The organism is Bacillus sp. SIMBA_031 (genome assembly GCF_046535225.1).
Lineage (GTDB): Bacteria > Bacillota > Bacilli > Bacillales > Bacillaceae > Bacillus > Bacillus velezensis.
Genome location: NZ_JAWRXC010000421.1, coordinates 1 through 257 on the forward strand (window position 1 = coordinate 1; position 257 = coordinate 257).

Genomic DNA, 257 nt, shown 5'->3' on the forward strand with positions numbered 1-257 from the left:
GGGGTTGCTTGGGGAACTGTATCGGGTACTTTGCTTGCTGATTATGTTATGGGGGCAACATCGCAGTCGCTCGATGATATTCAACAGGTAACGGGTATGCCAAGTTTAAATCCACCAGAGCCATTGCTTGGTTTAGGGGTAAAAAGCCGAATTAAACTTGCCAAATGGCAAAGTAGGACTGAAATATGAAACAGGTTAAATTAGTAGACAGTAAATTACTCGACTTTAATGTACGTGGAGATACACCTGGTATGGCC

General features: G+C 43.2%; 1 protein-coding gene. It reads left to right on the plus strand.

What is annotated here, in order from left to right; translation table 11 throughout:
* A partial coding sequence (locus tag SB724_RS20875; protein WP_410572868.1) for a hypothetical protein occupies positions 1 to 189 on the plus strand: 189 nt, incomplete at its 5' end.
* Positions 190 to 257: the final 68 nt, after the last annotated feature.